We start from the raw sequence: 17,055 nt of genomic DNA, 5'->3' as shown, positions 1-17,055 counted from the left end.
GGTAGGCTGACCCCGCGCCGGCTGGCGCGGGGTGCACAGTCTAACCCGTTTTAGCCTGCCATCGCCGCGAGCATCAGGTCGAGGTTCTGCACCGCCGCGCCCGAGGCGCCCTTGCCGAGGTTGTCGAACACCGCGGTCAACAGCACCTGGCCGTGCTCGGGGTTGGCGTACAGGGCCAGGCGCAGGTCGTTGCTGTCGTTCAGCGCCTGGGGGTCGAGCGGGGTGGCCGGGCCGTGCTGGTGCAGCGGCATCACCTGCACATGGCGGGCACCCTGGTAGTGCCGCTCAAGGCTGGCCTGCAACTGCTCGGCGCTGGGCCGGCCGGGCAGCAGGCGCAACTGCAGGGGAATGCTCAGCACGATGCCCTGGCGATAGGCCGCATAACCCGGCAGGAACATGGGCCGAGCCGACAAGCCGGCATGCAGCTGGATTTCCGGCACATGCTTGTGGGCCAGTTCCAGGCCATACAGCTGCAAGGCCGGCGCGGCTTGCCCGCCGTGCGCTTCGTGGCGCTCGACGGCGGCACGGCCACCGCCGGAATAGCCGGAAATGGCGTGAATGCTCAGCGGGTAGTCGGCAGGCAGCAGGCCATCGCGGATCAGTGGCCGCAGCAGGGCGATGGCGCCGGTGGGGTAGCAGCCGGGGTTGCTGACGCGGGTGGCCTGGGCGATGCGTTCGGCCTGCTGCTCGTCCAGCTCCGGCAGGCCATACACCCAGCCTGCCGTGGTGCGGTGCGCGGAGCTGGCGTCGATTACCCGCACGGCGGGGTTGTCGAGGGTGGCCACGGCCTCGCGGGCGGCCGCGTCGGGCAGGCACAGCAGGGCGATGTCGGCGGCGTTGATCGCTTCGCGGCGGCGTTGCGGGTGCTTGCGCTCGGCGTCGGGCAGGGTCAGCAGGCGCAGGTCGCTGCGACCTTGCAGGCGGGCGTGGATCTGCAGGCCGGTGGTGCCTTGGTCGCCGTCGATGAAAACGAGGGGGGTGTGCATGGTCGGGTCCGGTCAGGGGAGGGATGGCGTATGCTCGCCTGTGGCCGAGGTAAAGAAAATTTGAATATCATGACGGGGGTATTCATATTTTCTGAATCTTGTTTAGCTTGTACCGGCCTCTTCGCGGGGCAAGCCCGCTCCTACAGGCGAAGAGGCCGGCACAGGCAATAAAGGACCCTGACCCAAATGCGCGAAATCAGCCTCGACCGCCTGCGTACGCTGGTGGTCATCACCGACCTGGGCTCTTTCGCCGAGGCCGCCCGCCAGCTCAACCTGGCGCCACCCACCATCAGCCTGCACGTGGCCGAACTGGAAGCGCGGGTTGGCGCGCCACTGCTCACCCGCAACCGCAACCAGGTGCGCCCCACGGCCATTGGCGAAACCCTGCTGGCCCGGGCCCGGCGCTTGCTGGCCGACGCCGACCTGGCCCTGGAAGAGGTGCGCCGCCAGGTCGAAGGCCTGACCGGGCGGGTGCGCCTGGGCGCCTCCACCGGGGCCATCGCCCATTTGCTGCCCCAGGCCCTGGAGCACCTGCGCAGCGAGCACCCGGGCATCGATGTGCAGGTTCAGGTGCTCACCTCCCAGGCGTCGCTGGCGCGGCTGCGCGACGGCAGCCTGGACATCGGCCTGGTGGCGCTGCCACAGGTGGCGGGCAAGGGCGTCAGGCTTACTCCTTGGCGGCGCGACCCAATTCTGGCCTATGTGCCGGCCCACTGGCAGCCACCGGCCCGGGTGACTCCGGCCTGGCTTGGGCAGCGCGCGCTGATTCTCAACGACAGCACCACCCAGCTGTCGCGGGTGACCGGTGAGTGGTTCGCCGCCGCCGGGCTGTACCCCGAAGCGCGCATCGAGCTGAACTACAACGATGCGATCAAGAGCCTGGTGGGCGCAGGCTACGGCGCCACCTTGCTGCCCCAGGAGGGCGAGGCAGCGGAGCTGGACCTGCGCATCGCGCGGCGGCCATTGCGCCCAGGGCTGTGGCGCAAGCTGGGTATCGCGTGCCGGGAGGGGCAGGTCGAGCGGGCCACGGCGCACGTGCTCCAAGCGCTGCAGCGGTTGCGCCAGTAAGCGTTCGGGCCAATGGCCGACTATGCTACTCGCTGCGTCGAGCCACTACCCCTCGATGACCTTTGGAATTTCCCAGGAGAGCGCTCCATGAAAGCCATGAAACTGTTACCCCTGCTGGTGGTTGCATCGTTGCTGAGCGTTGGCGCCCAGGCTGCCAATGAGGCCAAGGTCAACTGTGATGCGAAGATCAAGAACCTGGAAGACATCCATAAAGCCGATGGGCCGGGCCTGCATGGTGGCGCGGCCCATGATTTCCAGGCGCTGCTCAAGGAGGCCAAGAATTTCCGCGCCAAGGGCAACATGGCCAAGTGCCAAGCCGAGGCGGACCGGGCCTTGACCATCTACAACAAGGCCCGCGGCAAGTAGCCTGCCAGGATGGCCGCCCACCGCCGGTTGGCCTGCGGTGGGCGGCGGCTGTCGTGGATCAGAACCAGCGGTCGTTCTTCTTGCGCCCGCGGGTCAGCGCCGGCAGGATCAGCCCCGCCAGCAGGCCGGCACCGGCGATGCTGCCGCCGTACACCATGTAGCGCATCATCACCTGCTTGTTCTCATCGCCCAGGCGCGCCTGGGTGTCGCGCAGGCTCGACTGGCTCTGGTCAAGCTGTTCATTCAACGCCTGGTTGCGCGTTTGCAGTTCATCGATCAGCTGCTTGCGCGAGTCCAGCGTTTCCTGCATGCCCTGTACGCGGTTCTTCCAGCTGTCGTCGATGGTCTTGAGCTGCCCCGACAACTCCGCCACCTGGGCATCGAGTTGCGGCAGGCGCTCGTTCTGGCCAGGCACCGACTGCAGGTCGCTGGTGAGAATCCACACCACATCGCCGTTCTGCCCGCGCACCTGGCTGTAGTTGCCCTGGCTGCCGACCAGGGTGAGCTTCTGCCCGGACTTGAGCGTGCCGACAATGCGGTGGCCATCGGTAGGGCCACTGCGCACGTAGGTGCTCAGGCTGTCGCTGACCCAGCGCGCATCGCTGGCTGGCTCTTCGGCATGCACGGGGGCGGCGAGGGCCACCAGGGCGGCGATCAGGCTGCCGCGCAGGGCAGGGAGGGCGAGGGAGGCTGGGCGGGATTCAGGCATGTTGGGTCTTCGCTGCAACAGAAAATAGAGGCCCGGTGATTGCTCATCAAAGGCAGGGCCGGCGAACCGGTCGGTGAATTGACCGTCTGCGACAGACCGCATTTTTGTAGGCAGGTTCACTGCTTGGCCCAGGAATTGTCTGCAGAATGTTGCAAAACCCGGGCTAGAGCGGCTACATGCGCCTGCCTTTGCCGCGCTTCGCCTGGCCTGGGTTTTTGCGCCCGGCGCCAACCTTGCTATCCTCGCCGGCACCAGCCGCCGCGAGTTGACCATGCCCCGACCGAAGAAACACGACCTCAGCACCCCCGGCAGCAAGGCCGTGATCATCGACGCTGCGTTGCAGGTGATTCGCCGCGAAGGCGCCGGCTGCGCCACCTACCGGCGCATCGCTGCCGAGGCCGGGGTATCGCCGGGGACCATGACTTACCATTTCGCCACCATCGACGAGATCATCGCCGCCGCCTTCATCAAGATGTGCGACGGCATTGCCGACCAGTACTGGCGCCAGCTCAGCGAAGCGCGGGACAAGGCCCATGCCCGTGAACTGGTCGCCGACCTGATTTGTGGCGACCTGTGGAAGGCTTCCGGGCAGATGCTGCTGATCTTCGAGCTGTACACCTTCGTTTCGCGCAACCCCCAGTACACCTACGTGATGGACGACTGGATGGCCCGCTCGCGCCAGGCCCTGCAGATTCACTTCGATGAACGAACCGCCCGGGCCCTGGATGCGCTGATCGAGGGCTTTACCATCCACAATGCCCTGAGCAAGACCGTGGTCAGCCGCGACAGCATCCTGGCGCTGATCCAGGCCATTGCCTGAGCCGTTTCAAGCCACTTGCAGGCGTTCACGCTCTTGCAGCGACGAAGCCAGCACGAAGGCGATGGCCACCAGCGTCAGCACCGGCAGCATGGCCAGGCGCAGGCCATGGTGCTCACCAATGAAGCCCAACAACGGCGGGCCAACCAGAAACGCCAGGTAACCCGCCGTGGCCGCCAGGCGCACACGCTGGTCGCTGTGGCTAGCGCTTTCACCGGCGGCTGAAATCGCCAGCGGAAAGCCCAGCGATGCGCCTACGCCCCACAGCAGCACGGCGGCAGCGGCTACCCATTGCACGTCGCAGAACACCACCAGGGCCAGGCTCAGCGCGCCGATCAGGGCGCTGGCGCGCAGGGTGAGGGCGCGGCCGAAGCGGCGGATCACCGGTGCACCGGCGAAGCGCCCAAGGGTCATGCCGACGGTGAATACCAGGTAAATCAGCGTGCCGGCGGTTTGCGCAAAGCCATGGCCGTCGATCATCAGCAGCGGCAGCCAGTCATTGGCGGCGCCTTCGGCCAACGCCATGGCCAGCACCACGAAGCAGATCAGCAGCAGGCGCCGGTCCTTGAGCAGGGGCTTCCAGGCGAAGCCTTCATGGTGCTCACCGGGTTGCCCTTCGGCTTGTTCGCTGGCCCGTGGCGCATGGCCGATCAGCACCAGGGTGGCCAGCGCCGAGAAGGCCGCCACACCCAGGAGGTGTTGGCCCAGCGGCACCTGCAGGGCGGTCATGGCCATGCCCAGCAGGGCGCCTGCCAGGGTGCCGAGGCTGAAGAAGCCATGCAGCGTGGTCATGATCGGCGCATCGATGGCCCGTTCCACCGCGCCCCCTTCGATGTTCGCCGCGATATCCGCCCAGCCCATGCCCAGGCCGAACAGCAGCAGCCCGGCGAACGCACACCAGGCGCTGGCGAACTCGCCGCTGGCGGCCAGCACGCACAGCCCGGCCGACAGCCCCAGCAGGCCGATGCGGATCACCCGGTTGGCACCCTGGCGGGCGATCATCCGCCCGGCGCTGAGGATGCCCAGCATGGCCCCTGACGAAAAGCCGAACAGGATCATGCCCATCTGTTCGGTGGAGGCCTGCAGGCCATCGCGCAGGGCCGGGGTACGGGTGACCCAGCTGGCCAGGGTCAGGCCGGGCAGCATGAACAGCAGGTACAGCGCGCATCGGGACCAGCGGGTGACGGAAGCAGGCATGGCAAGTAACTCGCAAGAAATTATCGTACAGATGTACGGTAAAATCGTACGGGTGTACGAGACGCGGGTCAACCGTGCCGGGGCAGCAGGGCCAGGTACTGTGCCACCGTGTGCTCAAGGCCGTGGTCGGTCTGTTTCAACAACACATCGAACACCACTTGGCTGTAGCGTGAACGCGGGGCTGGCGGTTTGTCCCGTAAAGGGTCGAGCTGCCAGCGCTCGATCACTGCTCGGTCGCTCATCGACAGCATGCAGCCGGCCAGGGTGCTGGCGGCATGCTGCCTGCTCACCTGGTTGCGGGCAATGAAGGTGAGCGCACCCAGGATGGCCGTGTTGGCCAGCGCCCACGCTTGCTGCACGGAATTGGCCTGCAGCAGCTGCGTCGCCAGCTCGTGGGCCTTGTCGCGGCCTTCGAACGGCAACTTGCGGGCCGTGCATTGGGCCATGATGTAGGCGCACACCTCTTCGATGCACAGCGCCTGGATGCAGGCGGCCAGTTCATCGCGCCATTGCGGCCTTGGGCCGTCGCTCACCGCCTTGCGCAGGGCGCGGTAGAGCTGCGAAAGCGGTGCCCGCTGCTGGCCGTCGAGGCTCACGTTGCCCAGCCAGCGCACCTTGTTCTTCCAGGCTTTTGGTGGCACGTCCTGGCTGAAGGCATCCAGCGGGGAATCCGGGTCGACCAGCAGTATGTGCGCTTCGTGCAAGGCCTGCAGGATCGAGGCATCCATGGCCAAGGAGGGGCTGACCCGGGCGTCGCCGCTGGCAGGCTCAGTGGCATTCAGGCAGTTGCGCCGGGCATCCATGCGCACTTCGAGCAAGGCCATCAACTGCAGCTTGTGGCTGATCGAAAGGCTGTGCAGTGCCAGCGGTTTGCGGCGGGCGACCGACCAGTGCGCCTTGATGCGCTGGCGCTGTTCGATGGCCTGATCCTGCCGGGCACGGTTGCGCGAGGCCTGGCACGGCGGGCAGGTGCATGCGCGCTGCCAGTTGGAGGGCGAAGCAAAGAAGTGGCGGTGCTTGCAGGTTTTGCAGAAGGCCAGGTTTTCTTTCACGCTTTGCGCGGTTCTGCTTTTCGGCCGCTCGAACAGGCTGACCCGGCAGTAGGGGCATTTCAGCCCCGCGCAGGGCAGCGCCGGCAGCGCCCGGATCAGGCTGCTGGGGGCAATGTCGATCTGGTAGCGCTCCAACAGCTGCGTGATCCGTTCGCCGCTTCGGTATTCGCGGTACAGCGCTTCGATCTGTTCGGGGTTCAGGTGCTGCAACTTGCTTTCGAGGTTCGACAAACCGTTATCTCCCTGTGGCTTGCGTGTGCGGTCTGCCGGTGATGATGCCGTGCGGTAAAGGGGGGCGGTTGTGGGACAATTCGCTGCATTACGTAAGGCATTTCTGACTGCATTCCTTTCCCTGGGGCGCCACCATCGCCAGCGCCGGATCAGCGGCTAGACTCAAGGTTCACCTTCGCCCATGGAGCCAGGCCATGACTGCCAAGAACACGATCTGCCTGTGGTTCAACCAGGATGCCGAGGATGCGGCCAACTTCTACGCCCGAACCTTCCCAGACAGCCGGGTGCTGGCGGTGCACCCAGCGCCCGCCGATTACCCCTCTGGCAAGGCCGGGGACGTGATTACCGTTGAATTCACGGTGATGGGCATTCCCTGCGTGGGGCTCAATGGCGGTACCACTTTCAAGCATTCGGAGGCGTTTTCGTTCCAGGTGTGCACCGAAGACCAGGCCGAAACCGACCGCCTGTGGGACGCCATCGTCGGCAACGGCGGTGCTGAAAGCGTATGCGGCTGGTGCAAGGACAAGTGGGGGATCTCGTGGCAGATCACCCCGCGCATCCTGCTCGACGCCATCGCCAGCCCCGACAAGGCCGCCGCCCAGCGCGCCTTCGCGGCGATGATGGGCATGGGCAAGATCGATGTGGCGGCGATCGAGGCGGCCATGAAGGGGGCCATGAAGGGTGCCGGCGGTTAGCGTTTGCCATACGCCCAGGTCATCGATAAGCCTTGGAAAATGTCGTTGTATGGGCGCTGAACACTGGCCATACACTGGTGCCTGGCCGTACCCGCGCAGTTTCCATACAACAAGACCAGGGAAAACCGCACGCCATGATGACCTCGCCGTTCTCGATCCCCGCCCACGCCCGCCGTATCGACCCCGCCCGCCAGCGCGCTGCTGCGCTGAAGGCCGACGGCTCGCCCGACGACAATGACCGTACCGAAATCGGCCCCACCCCGCTGGCCTTTGCCGAATGGGCGGCGCTAGGCCTGCAGGCACCGCACCTGCCGAGCATGCGCCAATACCGCCTGCAGCGCATATGCCAGCAGCTGGTCGCCCGCGACCTGGGCGGCATCCTGTTGTTCGACCCGTTGAACATTCGCTATGCCACCGACACCACCAACATGCAGCTGTGGACCACCCACAACCCGGCCCGGGCCTGTTTCGTCGCCGCCAGCGGGCATGTGGTGCTGTGGGACTTCCATGGCTGCGATCACCTGTCGGCGCACTTGCCGCTGGTGAGCGAGCTGCGCAGCGGGGCATCGTTCTTTTATTTCGAAACGGGCGAGCGCACCGACGAGCACGCCCGGCATTTCTGCGCCCAGGTCGACGCGCTGCTGCGCAGCCACGCCGGCAGCAATCGGCGGCTGGCGGTCGACCGAATCGAGGTGGCCGGGCTACGGGCCCTGGATGCGCTGGGGGTAGAGGTGCACAGCGGGCAGGCGGTGACCGAGTTCGCCCGGCTGATCAAGGGCCCTGACGAGATACTGGCCATGCGCTGCGCCGTGGCGTCTTGCGAGGCGTCGGTGGCAGAGATGCGCCAGGCCATGGCGGCTGGCGTGACCGAGAACGATGTCTGGGCGGCCCTGCACGCGGGCAATATCCGCCGCGGTGGCGAGTGGATCGAAACCCGTATCCTCAGTTCCGGGCCGCGCACCAACCCTTGGTTCCAGGAGTCCGGGCCGCGGGTGCTTGGCGACGGTGACCTGTTGTCGTTCGATACCGACCTGATTGGCGTGTACGGCTTTTGCGTGGACATGTCGCGCAGCTGGATTTGCGGTGATCGCGAGCCTACGGCTGAACAGAAGCGGTTGTACCGCATTGCCCACGAGCACATTCATGTCAATGCCGGGATGGTTCGCCCCGGTGTGCGTTTCACCGAGTTGACCCGCAACGGCCATCGCCTGCCGGAAAGCTGCCGGGCGCAGCGCTATGGGGTGATGTTCCATGGGGTGGGGCTGTGTGATGAATACCCGAGCATTCGCTACCCGGAAGACCTGGAGTCCTATGGCTATGAGGGGGAGTTGCAGCCGGGCATGGCGCTGTGTGTCGAGGCCTATGTGGGAGAGGTGGGTGGGCGTGACGGGATCAAGCTGGAGAACCAGTTGCTGGTGACCGAGGATGGGGTCGAGGTGTTGACCCGGTATCCGTTTGAGGACAGTTTTTTGCAGGGGGGTGAACGGTTTTAGGGAGGAGGCGCCTGGGAGATCGAGCGCCGCCCGCGCGGCGCTTCGCGAGCTGCGCTCGCTCCTACGTTTGTTTCGGGCCAATGTTCATGTGGCCACCGCGCGGGCGGCGCTCGATCTAACAGGCGCCGCACCTCTCAACCCGACCGCACCTGGGTCAACCGAATGATCTGCCGCGCACAAAACGCCCCCGTCAGAATCACCCCGAACAACCGCAACGTCTGCATCGCCAGCACCAGCCCGACATCAGCATGGGTTTCCACCGCGATGATGGCCATGGCATCCAGCCCACCCGGGCTGGTCGCCAGGTACATCGACAGGAAGTCGGTGCCCATGGCCAGTGCCAGCCCATAGGCGCACGCGGCGCACAGCACGATCAACACCACCGCCCCGGTAATCATGGTAGGCAGGCGCTTCCACACGTAGGCCACGGTCTGCCGGTCGAAGCGCAGGCCAATGTAGCAGCCAATGGCGCCGTAGGCGCACGCCAGCAGGGGCTGGGGCAGGGTGATGGTCAACAGCCCGGCCAGTTGCAGCGCGCCACCCAGTAACAGTGGCGTCAGCAGGGCGCCCGCCGGCAACCGGCTACCCACGGTGATCCCCACCAGCACCACCGCCAGGCTCAGCAGCAGGTTGGCCAGGTGCGGCGCCTGCGCCACCGTCGTTGTGCCGGCGGCCGCGCTGCCCGGGGTGGCGCCGAGCAAGTGGCTGACCAGCGAGCCGATCATCACCACGCACACCACCCGCACATACTGCATGGTCGCCACCACGCGGGCGTCGGCGCCGTTTTCCTCGGCCATCGACACCATCGCCGAGGCCGCGCCCGGCGCCGTGCCCCAGGCCGCGGTGCTGCCGGGAATGCCGCCGAAACGCACCGTGCCCAGGCCGACCAGGGCGCTGAGGGCAACCGTAATGAAGGTGGCGACCAGCATCAGGTGCCAGGACTGGGCCATGGCCACCAGCACCGCCCAGGTGACCGAGTGGGCGACCATCAGGCCGACGCAGCCCTGGCCGAAGCGGAACACCTGGCGGTGCAGGCGCAGTTGCGCGCCGCCTACGCCAAAGGCGATGGCCACCAGCATGGGGCCGAGAAACAGCCCGGCCGGCACGGCCAGGGCATGCAGCACCTGGCCGACCGTGCCGGCGCAGAGCAGCAGGGCGAACCAGCGGAAAAGGGTTTTTGCAGAGGGTAGCGCGGTGGGCAACGTGAATACTCCTTGCACAGCGATAACGCGAGGCTGGCAGCGCCAGCGCGAAAAATTATCGACCTGGCAATCGATCAAGTCTATTTTCTACTTTTGATGAATCCATAACTGAAATTGATCGATCATGGACCTGCGCGACCTGACCTACTTCGAAACCATCGCCGAGCTTGGCCACCTGGGCCGCGCTGCGGAAAAGCTCAACCGCAGCCAGCCGGCACTGACCAAAAGCATCCAGCGCCTGGAGGAGTCCCTGGGCACCCGCCTGTTCCAGCGCGACGGCCGGCGCATCAAGCTGACCGAAGTCGGCAAGCTGCTGCTGGCGCGGGGCAAGCAACTGCAACTGAACATCGCCGAAACCGAGCGCGAGGTGCGCGACTTCGCCAATGGGCTGGTGGGCAATATCCGCCTGGGCTGTGCGGCGAGCATGGCCGAGCACCTGCTGCCGCACCTGACCGCAGCGTTGCTGGAGCGGGCGCCGGAGGTCACCCTGAAGCTGTCCATCGCCCAGGACGACGTGCTCAAGGAATCACTGCGTGCTGGCCGGCTGGATGTGATCATCTCACCGCAAATCACCGCTGAACCCGGCTTCACCGCCTACCCCATCCTCGAAGACGAGGCGATCGTGGTGGCCAGCGCCGAGCACCCGATTTTCGCCGGGCCCATCACCCTGCAGGGCCTCTGCCAGTACCGCTGGGTGCTGGCCGGGCCGACGGTGACCGCGCGGCGCTGGATCGACAACGTGTTCATCGCCAACCAGCTGCCAACGCCCCAGGTGCAGGTGGAAACCAATGCCATTTCCCTGCTGCCACGGTTGATAGCGCGCACCCGGCTACTGAGTTTCGCGGCACGCGAAACCCTGGCCTACGGCTTGGGCAGGTCCTGGTTGCGTGAGGTGCCGCTGGCGCAAACCACCATGCGCCGTACCGTCTCGGTGCTGGTGCGCACGGAGGGCTACCTGTCGCCGGCAGCAGGGGCGCTGGTGGACCTGCTGAAGGAAAAAGGCCAGCGCTTTTTCGAAGACAACTGAAAACCCTCAGGCGCCGTGGGCGCGCCCGTGCAGGGGCGCCGACTCGAGAATGCCGCGGATAAAGCGCAGCAGCATGGGCGCGGCCTGTTCCCAGCGCCGGCTGGCCATGCCCCACAAGGTGTGCCCCGACAGCAGCGACAGAATGGCATCGGCAACATCGTTGGCCCACGGGTGCGGCCCCGGCAGCTGTGCCCCACAATCGGCCGCGACGATACCGCTCAGCAGGCTGCGATAAGCCCGTTTCAACTCATCGATATGCTCAGCCTGTTCCTCACTGAGGTTCACCGCCTCGCGGGTGACCAGGGTCAGGCGCTCTGGGGCGCCCTGGCTGTAGGCGACGAACACTTCGACGAAGGCGCTCAGGCGTTGTTCGGAAGTGGCCTGGCGGCGTAGCTGGGTGCGGGTTTCGTACAACAGGTCGGTCAGGGTCGACTCGATCAGCTCGTAAAGCAGGCCCTGCTTGCTGTCGATATGGTGGTACAGCGAGCCTGCGCGCAGGCCCAGGTGGTTGGCCAGGTCGCGCAGGCTGATGGCTTGGTAGCCATGCCGGGCGAACAGCATGCTGGCCGCGTCGAGCAGGCGGTCGCGGGCATCGGGCGGGGCGACCCTCGGAGCGTCCATCGGGGCTGCGAGCGTGCGGCTGGAGGCGGGCATGGCGATACCTGTCGGCGATTTGATGTTTGACCAAATGTAAGACAACAGGCATCTTACGTAAAGACTCAATCGTGGAGGTGTTGTGTGGACAAGCAAACGGTAGTGATCGTAGGTGGTGCCTCGGGTCTGGGCCTGGAAACAGCCCGGCTGATGGTCAAGCGCGGCGCAGGCAAGATTGGCCTGATCGACCGAAATGAGCAATTGTTGGTACAAGCGGCCGAGGAACTGCGCGGCCAGGGCGTGGAGGTGGCCATCGCGGTCGGCGACATCGCCCGCAAGGACACCGCCCATGCCGCATTCGGTGAAATCGTAAGCGCCCTGGGCCGGGTGCATTGCCTGGTCAACAGCGCGGCGATCTACCCGCGCAAGGACATCTTCGAGATCAACGACGAAGAGTGGGACCTGGAAAACGCAGTCAACATCAAGGGCACCTACCACATGATGGTCGCCGCGGTGCGCCACATGCAGCAGTACGTTGCCGCACCGGCGGTAACCGGGCGCATCGTCAACGTCACCTCGGTGGACGCCTTCAAGGCCCACCCGCAGAACGCCCACTACGCCGCTACCAAGGCCGCGGTGGTGAGCCTGACCAAATCCTTCGCCCAGGCCTGTGCCAAGGACCAGATCCTGGTCAACTCGGTGGCCCCGGCCGGCTTTGCCACCGAGCGTGCCAAGCAACTGGGCTTCCTCGGTGAACTGGCGGCCGCCAACCCACTGGGCCGCGCCGCCGAGCCTGCGGAAATCGCCGAGTGGATCGTGATGATGGGCAGCAGCCGCAACAGCTACGCCACCGGTGAAAACGTGATTGTCAGCGGGGGCTACATCTATGCGTGAAGCGGCATTTCCCGAGGGCTACCAGCGCGCGCTGGTGACCGGGGCCACCAGCGGAATCGGCAAGGCCATCGTGCTGGCGCTGCGCGATGCCGGGCTGCAGGTCATCGCCGTTGGCCGTAGCCAGGAGGCGCTGGCGGAGCTGGCCCGCGAGCCTGGCGTGAGCACCCTGCAGGCCGATGTGCGCGACTACGCTTCACTGGCGGCGGCACTGGACGGCCAGGCCGTGGACGTGCTGGTCAACAACGCCGGCATCCTCTCCACCCGCGCAGCGTTCCAGGACATCGACGAGGCCGAGATCGACAATATGCTCGATATCAACCTCAAGGCGCCGCTGCACCTGACGCGCCAGGTGCTGCCGGGCATGCTCGGGCGGGGCAGGGGGCACCTGTTCTTCATCGGCTCCAGCGCCGGCCGCGCGCCGCACCCGGGGGCGGCCGTGTATGGCGCTTCCAAGGCTGGGGTCAGCCTGTTTTGCGATGCTTTGCGCTGCGACCTCCTGGGCAGCGGCGTGCGGGTGACCGAGATCGCCCCAGGCAGGGTGCAGACCCAGCTGTACAAGGCTGCCATGGGCATGCAGGCGGCGGGCAGCGAGCTGTATGACGGTTATGAATCGATCCAGCCCCAGGACATTGCCGAGCTGTTGCTGGCGGCGCTGAAAATGCCGCGGCAGGTGGATGTTTCGCGGTTGGAAGTGTTCCCCACGGCGCAGGCGGTGGGTGGTGGGCGGATGGTGAAGACTGGCGGTTGATGGGTTGCCTGTGCTGGCCTCTTCGCGGGGCAAGCCCGCTCCTACAGGCGGACGTTTTGTAGGAGCGGGCTTGCCCCGCGAAGAGGCCGGTGCGGCAAACACAGATTTAAGCAAACAGGTGCTTGACCACCTGTAAGACAACATATAACTTACATGAAGACCGCTTCAGCAGGGTCGAGACAACTACAAAGCATTGCAGGGGATATGACGATGACTGCGACATCATGCCGGGTCGGCGTGGACATAGGCGGGACCTTCACCGATATCGCGCTGGACGTGAACGGCGTGCTGCATTCGACCAAGATCCTGACCGACTACGAGCTGCCTGAGCGGGCCATCCTCACCGGCGTACGCCAGGTGGTGGAGCAGGCCGGCCTCAAGCTCTCGAACATCGACCAGCTGATCCACGGCACCACCCTGGCGACCAACGCCCTGATCGAGCGCCGCGGCGCGCGCACCGCCTTCATTACCACCGAAGGCTTTCGCGACACCCTGGAAATGCGCACCGAGAACCGCTTCGAGCAGTACGACATCAACATCGCCCTGCCGCCGCCGCTGATCGACCGCGAACACCGCTACACCCTGCGCGAACGCCTGGACGTCAAGGGCCAGGTACTGATCGCCCCGCAGCAGGCCGACATCGACGCACTGATCGAGCGCATCGCCGAAGGCAACTACGAAAGCGTCGCCATCGGTTTCATCCACAGCTACGTCAACGGTGCCCACGAGCGCCAACTGCGCGATGCCCTGCAGGCACGCCTGCCGCAGCTGTCGATTTCGATTTCCAGCGAAGTCTCGCCGCAAATGCGCGAGTTCGAACGCTTCAACACCGTGTGTGCCAACGCCTACGTCAAGCCACTGATCAAGTCCTACCTGGACCGCCTGGTGGTCACCCTGAAAAACGAAGGCGCCGATTGCCCGGTGTTCATGATTCACTCCGGCGGCGGCATCATCTCGGTGCAGAGCGCTGCCGAGTTCCCGGTGCGCCTGGTGGAATCGGGCCCGGCCGGTGGCGCCATCTTCGCCGCCGACATCGCCCGCCGCTACGCCCTGGAAAACGTGCTGTCGTTCGACATGGGGGGCACCACGGCGAAAATCTGCCTGATCGAAGACCAGGTGCCGAAAACCGCCAAAACCTTCGAAGTGGCGCGCACCTACCGCTTCAAGAAGGGCAGCGGCATGCCGATTTCCATCCCAGTGGTGGAAATGGTCGAGATCGGCGCCGGCGGCGGCTCCATCGCCAGCATCGACAGCATGCGCCAGATCCGCGTCGGCCCGCACAGCGCCGCCTCTGAACCTGGCCCGGCCTGCTATGGCCGTGGCGGCCTGGAGCCGACCATCACCGACGCCAACCTGCTGCTCGGTCGCCTGGACGCCGACAACTTCGCCGGCGGCGCCCTGCGCTTGTCCACCGACAGTGCCGCCAACGCCATGGCCCGGGTCATCGGCCAACCGCTGGGCCTGCAGGCCGACACCGCCGCCTTCGGCGTGTGTGAAGTGGTCGACGAGAACATGGCCAACGCTGGCCGCGTGCACGCGGTGGAGAGCGGCAAGGACATCGCCGACTACACCATGATCACCTTCGGCGGCGGCGGCCCGCTGCACGCGGCGCGCCTGTGCGAGAAGATGGGTGTGTCACGCTTCATCGTCCCGGCCGGTGCCGGTGTGGGTTCGGCCATCGGCTTCCTGCGCGCGCCGTTTGGCTACGAAGCCGTGCGCAGCTCGTTCGTGCGCCTGTCCGAGTTCGATGCCACGCGCATCAATGGCCTGATTGCGGAAATGAAAGCCGAATCGCTGGGCTTCCTGCGCCAGGGCATGCCCGAGGGCGAGCCGGAAATGGACTGCACGGCGTTCATGCGTTATGTCGGCCAGGGCTGGGAAATTCCCGTGGCACTGCCGTTCAAGGCCTTCAGCGCGGCAGACACCGCCCAGTTCAAGGCGCTGTTCGAAGAGGCCTACACGCGCTTCTTCGGCCGCCCCATCGACGGCCCGGACATCGAGATCGTCAGCTGGTCGGTCAAGGCCAGTTCGCCGCTGCCACCGGTGGCACGCATCGAAGAAGTGGGCGCCGCCTACCGTGCCCATGAAGTCGCCCGCCGCCAGGTGTTCGACGTGGCCGCCGGTGGTTTCGTCGACGCCGCCATCCACCCGCGCGAAGAGCTGCAGGTGGGGGCCCGAGTCGATGGCCCGGCGATCATCGTCGAGCGCGAAACCTCGACCTTCGTCACCTCCAATTTCACCGCCACGGTTCAGCCAGACGGCTGCCTGCTGGTCGTGCGTCGCTAACGCCTGATTCGGAAGCCAGAACATGAGCGATACCCTGATCGACATTCAAATGCAGGTGATGTGGAACCGCCTGGTCTCGGTGGTCGAGGAGCAGGCCCTGACCCTGATCCGCACCGCCTTCTCCACCAGCGTGCGCGAGGCAGGCGACCTGTCGGCCGGCGTTTTCGACCGGGCCGGCAACATGCTCGCCCAGGCGGTCACCGGCACCCCAGGCCACGTCAACACCATGGCCGAGGCGGTGGTGCACTTCATCAACGACATCGGTGAAGAGAACATCTTCGAAGGTGACGTGTACGTCACCAACGACCCGTGGAAAGGCACCGGCCACCTGCACGACATCACCATCGTTTCGCCGTCGTTCTACAAGGGCCGGCTGATTGGCTACTTCGCCAGTACCGCCCACGTGGTCGACATCGGCGGCCGCGGCTTCGGCCCGGATGCCCGCGAGGTGTACGAAGAAGGCCTGTTCATCCCGATCATGAAGCTGTTCGAGCGCGGCAAGGTCAACCGCGACCTGATCAACATCCTGCGCAACAACGTGCGTGAGAACGACCGGGTGGTGGGCGACTTCTACGCGCTGTCGGCCTGCAACGAAACCGGCCACAAGCGCCTGCTCGACATGCTCGAAGAGTTCCAGCTCGATGACCTGGACCACATCGGTGGCTTCATCCTTGAGCACAGCCGTCGCGCCACCCTGGAGTGCTTCAAGTCGCTGCCGCACGGCACCTACAGCAACAGCATGACCCTCGATGGCTACGACGTGCCGGTGACCCTGGCGGTGACCCTGACCGTGGGCCCCGACGGCATCAAGAGCGACTTCACCGGCACCTCGGGCATGAGCCAGTTCGGCATCAACGTGCCGCTGGGCTACGCCAAGGCCTATGCCTGCTATGGCCTCAAGTGCATCGTGGCACCGGAAATCCCCAACAACACCGCGTCCCTGGCACCGTTCGAAGTTACCGCGCCAGAGGGCTGCATCCTCAACGCCAAGCACCCGGCGCCGGTGTCGGTGCGCCACGTGCTCGGCCACTTCGTGCCCGACCTGGTGCTCGGCGCGCTGCACAAGTGCCTGCCTGGCAAGGTGCCGGCCGAAGGCGCCAGTGCCCTGTGGAACCTGCACCTGAGCGTGCGCCCGCTGGAAAGCAACCCGAAAGGCCGCAATGCCGAAATGCTGATGTTCAACAGTGGCGGCATGGGCGCACGGTCGGCGATGGATGGCCTGAGTGCCACCGCGTTCCCAAGCGGCGTGCACACCATGCCGGTGGAAGCCACCGAGCATGCTGGCCCCGTGGTGGTGTGGCGCAAGGAGCTGCGTGAAGGTTCCGGCGGTGCCGGCCAGCTGCGCGGCGGCCTGGGCCAGGAAATTGAAGTGTCGGCGGCCGAGGGCTACAGCTTCCGCTTCAGCGCCATGTTCGACCGCATCCAGTACCCGGCCCGTGGCCTGGCTGGCGGCCAGCAAGGTGCCGAAGGTTTCGTTGGCCTCGATGACGGCACCTTGCTGCGCGGCAAGGGCCAGCAGTTCGTTCCGGCCGAACGCCGCCTGGTGCTGCGCCTGCCCGGTGGCGGTGGTTACGGCGACCCGCGCCAGCGCAACCGCCAGCAGGTCGAGCGTGACCTGCGCTACGGCTACATCAGTGCCGAACAGGCACGTGACGACTACGGCTTCGATGCCGCCCAGGAGCGTTGAGCG

16 protein-coding genes are annotated in these 17,055 nt (G+C 65.9%); 10 read left to right on the top strand and 6 right to left on the bottom strand.

Going from position 1 to position 17,055, the window contains the following annotated elements; genetic code table 11:
* Positions 1-50: 50 nt before the first annotated feature.
* Positions 51-986: an N-acetyl-gamma-glutamyl-phosphate reductase gene (gene argC / locus F3J45_RS12060; RefSeq protein ID WP_167062303.1), complete on the bottom strand. Its 936-nt coding sequence runs from the start codon at positions 984-986 to the stop codon at positions 51-53.
* A 186-nt stretch (positions 987-1,172) separates the two neighbouring features.
* Here argC and F3J45_RS12055 point away from each other — a divergent pair, with 186 nt between their 5' ends.
* On the top strand, positions 1,173-2,054 hold the full coding sequence (locus tag F3J45_RS12055; protein ID WP_167062300.1) for a LysR family transcriptional regulator: 882 nt from the start codon (positions 1,173-1,175) through the stop codon (positions 2,052-2,054).
* Between the two features lie 87 nt (positions 2,055-2,141).
* Positions 2,142-2,420, top strand: coding sequence for a hypothetical protein (locus F3J45_RS12050; protein ID WP_167062297.1), 279 nt, complete (start codon positions 2,142-2,144; stop codon positions 2,418-2,420).
* Positions 2,421-2,478: 58 nt separating this feature from the next.
* Here the strand turns inward: F3J45_RS12050 and F3J45_RS12045 are convergent, their stop codons facing one another.
* A complete protein-coding gene (locus F3J45_RS12045; RefSeq protein ID WP_167062294.1) occupies positions 2,479-3,129 on the bottom strand; it encodes a TIGR04211 family SH3 domain-containing protein in 651 nt (216 codons plus the stop codon).
* 271 nt (positions 3,130-3,400) lie between these two features.
* On the opposite strand from F3J45_RS12045, the gene F3J45_RS12040 reads away from it, so the two are divergent.
* Complete coding sequence (locus F3J45_RS12040; protein ID WP_167062291.1) at positions 3,401-3,949, top strand: TetR/AcrR family transcriptional regulator; 549 nt, start codon at positions 3,401-3,403, stop codon at positions 3,947-3,949.
* Between the two features lie 6 nt (positions 3,950-3,955).
* Here F3J45_RS12040 and F3J45_RS12035 read toward each other — a convergent pair whose 3' ends face one another.
* Both F3J45_RS12035 and F3J45_RS12030 read right to left on the bottom strand, forming a co-directional pair.
* Positions 3,956-5,143, bottom strand: a complete 1,188-nt coding sequence (locus tag F3J45_RS12035) for an MFS transporter (RefSeq protein WP_167062288.1) — start codon at positions 5,141-5,143, stop codon at positions 3,956-3,958.
* A 68-nt stretch (positions 5,144-5,211) separates the two neighbouring features.
* Positions 5,212-6,426, bottom strand: coding sequence for a hypothetical protein (locus F3J45_RS12030; protein ID WP_167062285.1), 1,215 nt, complete (start codon positions 6,424-6,426; stop codon positions 5,212-5,214).
* Positions 6,427-6,620: 194 nt separating this feature from the next.
* Between F3J45_RS12030 and F3J45_RS12025 the strand changes: the two genes are divergently transcribed.
* Positions 6,621-7,121 (top strand): VOC family protein, encoded by a 501-nt coding sequence (locus F3J45_RS12025; protein ID WP_167062282.1) that lies wholly within the window; start codon positions 6,621-6,623, stop codon positions 7,119-7,121.
* Between the two features lie 134 nt (positions 7,122-7,255).
* Positions 7,256-8,614, top strand: coding sequence for a dimethylsulfonioproprionate lyase DddP (dddP, locus tag F3J45_RS12020; protein ID WP_167062279.1), 1,359 nt, complete (start codon positions 7,256-7,258; stop codon positions 8,612-8,614).
* Positions 8,615-8,748: 134 nt separating this feature from the next.
* Here dddP and F3J45_RS12015 read toward each other — a convergent pair whose 3' ends face one another.
* Positions 8,749-9,816, bottom strand: a complete 1,068-nt coding sequence (locus F3J45_RS12015) for an AbrB family transcriptional regulator (protein ID WP_167062276.1) — start codon at positions 9,814-9,816, stop codon at positions 8,749-8,751.
* A 124-nt stretch (positions 9,817-9,940) separates the two neighbouring features.
* On the opposite strand from F3J45_RS12015, the gene F3J45_RS12010 reads away from it, so the two are divergent.
* A complete protein-coding gene (locus tag F3J45_RS12010) occupies positions 9,941-10,843 on the top strand; it encodes a LysR family transcriptional regulator (RefSeq protein ID WP_167062273.1) in 903 nt (300 codons plus the stop codon).
* A 6-nt stretch (positions 10,844-10,849) separates the two neighbouring features.
* On the opposite strand, the gene F3J45_RS12005 is transcribed toward F3J45_RS12010, so the two are convergent.
* Positions 10,850-11,497, bottom strand: a complete 648-nt coding sequence (locus tag F3J45_RS12005) for a TetR/AcrR family transcriptional regulator (RefSeq protein ID WP_167062270.1) — start codon at positions 11,495-11,497, stop codon at positions 10,850-10,852.
* Positions 11,498-11,581: 84 nt separating this feature from the next.
* Here F3J45_RS12005 and F3J45_RS12000 point away from each other — a divergent pair, with 84 nt between their 5' ends.
* The 4 genes from F3J45_RS12000 to F3J45_RS11985 all read left to right on the top strand — a co-directional run bounded on the left by F3J45_RS12000 (position 11,582) and on the right by F3J45_RS11985 (position 17,052).
* Complete coding sequence (locus F3J45_RS12000) at positions 11,582-12,331, top strand: SDR family oxidoreductase (protein ID WP_167062267.1); 750 nt, start codon at positions 11,582-11,584, stop codon at positions 12,329-12,331.
* A complete protein-coding gene (locus F3J45_RS11995; protein ID WP_167062263.1) occupies positions 12,324-13,079 on the top strand; it encodes an SDR family oxidoreductase in 756 nt (251 codons plus the stop codon). Before F3J45_RS12000 ends, F3J45_RS11995 begins: the two co-directional genes overlap by 8 nt.
* A gap of 210 nt (positions 13,080-13,289) precedes the next feature.
* Positions 13,290-15,365, top strand: a complete 2,076-nt coding sequence (locus tag F3J45_RS11990; protein WP_167062260.1) for a hydantoinase/oxoprolinase family protein — start codon at positions 13,290-13,292, stop codon at positions 15,363-15,365.
* Between the two features lie 22 nt (positions 15,366-15,387).
* The gene (locus F3J45_RS11985) at positions 15,388-17,052 is read left to right on the top strand and encodes a hydantoinase B/oxoprolinase family protein (RefSeq protein ID WP_167062257.1); all 1,665 of its coding nucleotides are present in this window, start codon (positions 15,388-15,390) and stop codon (positions 17,050-17,052) included.
* Positions 17,053-17,055: the final 3 nt, after the last annotated feature.

This window comes from Pantoea sp. Ap-967 (assembly GCF_011752565.1).
Lineage (GTDB): Bacteria > Pseudomonadota > Gammaproteobacteria > Pseudomonadales > Pseudomonadaceae > Aquipseudomonas.
The sequence above is the reverse complement of the archived record's forward strand: the minus strand, read 5'-3'. Positions and strand labels throughout refer to the sequence as shown.